The organism is Terrabacter sp. NPDC000476, assembly GCF_040300125.1.
Lineage (GTDB): Bacteria > Actinomycetota > Actinomycetes > Actinomycetales > Dermatophilaceae > Terrabacter.
On sequence record NZ_JBEPDF010000014.1, the window covers coordinates 1 to 2,383 of the forward strand.

General features: G+C 67.6%; 3 protein-coding genes. All 3 read left to right on the top strand.

The window, feature by feature from the left end:
• Positions 1-597: 597 nt before the first annotated feature.
• The 3 genes from ABT295_RS21085 (at position 598) to ABT295_RS21095 (ending at position 2,287) form a co-directional block, all read left to right on the top strand.
• On the top strand, positions 598-915 hold the full coding sequence (locus tag ABT295_RS21085) for a transposase (RefSeq protein ID WP_352396369.1): 318 nt from the start codon (positions 598-600) through the stop codon (positions 913-915).
• Complete coding sequence (locus ABT295_RS21090; RefSeq protein WP_352396370.1) at positions 912-1,796, top strand: IS3 family transposase; 885 nt, start codon at positions 912-914, stop codon at positions 1,794-1,796. The genes ABT295_RS21085 and ABT295_RS21090 overlap by 4 nt, the downstream gene beginning before the upstream one ends.
• 281 nt (positions 1,797-2,077) lie before the next feature.
• The gene (locus tag ABT295_RS21095; RefSeq protein WP_352396371.1) at positions 2,078-2,287 is read left to right on the top strand and encodes a hypothetical protein; all 210 of its coding nucleotides are present in this window, start codon (positions 2,078-2,080) and stop codon (positions 2,285-2,287) included.
• Positions 2,288-2,383 lie beyond the last annotated feature (96 nt).

Below are 2,383 nucleotides of genomic sequence, written 5' to 3' on the forward strand. Positions count from 1 at the left end.
GCCACGGCACGGACGTCGACTGGAAGGTGGTGACCTCGTGGCACTCGCGACGTGGTGGACGCGGCACGTCGACGGACGAGTTCGGCGACGTCGGGTCAGAGCGAGCCGGCCGGCGACTCGGTCCGTGCAGGTGCCGGGACTTCGGCTCTGCGGCCGACCCGCCGGAGGGGTCGACGTCCCCGCGCTGGCGGCGTCGACACTCGATGCACCGGCCGACGTCGGAGTCTCGACGGGAGACGCCATGCGCCGCAGGGGTTTGACGGGCGTCTCCTGGGTGAACGTGGCCATCGTCCAGTGAGCCGATAATCTTCATTATGACAAAGCGTCGCTTCCGCTCGCTTGCTCTCCTCCGCCGCACCTGAACTTTCCCCGTCTCAGCGACCTAGTCCGGCGCGGGCAACTTCATCCAACGCCGCGGCGACATCGACAACCAGTTGAAGGTCCTGCTGGACGCCCTGTCCATCCCATCCACAGCGCCGATTGAGCCTGCCTCCGACCTCCCTGAGGACGTCATGCACGTGCTACTAGAAGGGAGCTTGACCCGCTTCTCCGGACACCGACCTGAGGCGATGATGTCGCCCAGAAAGGAGTCCTTCGATGCCCCGACCCCACCCGCCGGAGTTCCGTCAGCGCGCCGTGGAGCTGGCTCAGCTGCGTGAGCAGCCGATCGGCAAGATCGCCGCTGACCTCGGCATCAGCGAGTCCTGCCTGCGCCGCTGGGTCCGGCTGGCTGAAGGCAGCAGCGGCCGTACCAGTGGCCGCGCCGGTCAGGACACCACCGCCGTACTCGACGCCGGTGAACGCGCCGAGCTGATCGAGCTGCGCCGCAAGACCCGGGTGCAGGCGATGGAGATCGACATTCTCAAGCGGGCCAGTGCCTACTTCGCCCGGGACGTGCTGCCGGACCCAAAATGACCTACCCGCTGGTCCGTGACCTTGCCGACGATGAGACCTCCCCGGTCCCCGTCGCGGTGACCTGCCGGGTACTGGGTGTGTCCCGCTCGGGCTACTACGAGTGGCTGGGGCGACCACCGTCGGCCCGCGCGGCTGCCGACGCGGCGTTGACGCAGACCATCGTCGAGGTCCACGCCTCCTCGCGGGCGACCTACGGTGCGCCGCGGGTGCACGCCGAGCTGCGTTTGGGACTGGGCATCACCTGCGGACGCAAACGCATCGCCCGGCTGATGAAAGCCGCTGGCCTGGTCGGGGTCTGCCACCGCCGCAAACGCTCCAGCGCCAAGCCGCTGCCGGCGCCGCACGAGGACCTGGTGCGCCGCCGCTTCGTCGCGCAGGAGCCGAACCGTCTGTGGGTCTCGGACATCACCGAGCACCCCACGGCCGAGGGCAAGGTCTACTGCGCCGCCGTGGTCGACGTGTTCAGTCGGATGGTGGTGGGCTGGTCCATCGCCGATCACATCCGCGCCGAGCTCGTCGTCGATGCCCTGGAGATGGCCTGTTGGCGACGTCGTCCGCAGCCGGGAACCATCGTCCACGCCGATAGGGGCAGTCAGTACACCTCCTGGGTTTTCGGGCACCGTCTGCGGACGGCTGGTCTGCTGGGCTCGATGGGGCGGGTCGCCTCCAGCGTCGACAACGGGCTGATGGAGAGTTTCTGGTCCACGATGCAGCGCGAGTTGCTGGACCGCCGCGCCTGGTCCACCCGGGCGGAGCTGGGCTCGGCGATGTTCGAGTGGATCGAGGCCTTCTACAACCCGCGTCGGCGTCACTCCGGCATCGGCTACCTCAGCCCCGTCCAGTACGAAACCCTTCACACCGCAGCCACCGCTGCGGCATGATCAAGTCACCCACCTGTCCGGAAAACCGGGTCAAGCTCCGGATGAGACAAGCAGGCCACCGGCCGTCTCAGGCGAGTTGTCCGACCGCAGGTCAGAGGTGTGCGGCTGTGACAGATCGCATGAGAACGGACACGTGCGTGCGCTGCTGGCATTGACGTGTGGCCCCCGGCGCCCTGCGGCCGCGTGTGCGTCTTAGCTGTCGGGTGGGCATCGTCGGAAGCTGCCGCCGTGTCGCCACCGGGCAACAGGCCCGGCCATCAAGAACCGTGCATCCTCGAGCTGTGCCCTTAATCGCGCGCTGCACCGCCACCCTCACCGGTGACGAGCTCGTCCTGACCATGCGCAACGGCTCCGAGCACAGCCGCATCCCAGTCGACGACACCATGGACCCCACCGAGGCCATGGAACGCATGCACGACGGGACCATGCCCGTACGCCTGCTCTGGTCTGTTGACCGTACTAGCGGACATTTGATCAGCCGCGCCTGCTGAAGGGCGCTGCCAACACATTCACGTAGAGGGCATGCGGGAGCGTTGCCGTGCCGGTCGACGATCATTAGCCTCGGTCTTCGCGTCGCCGTAGACGAC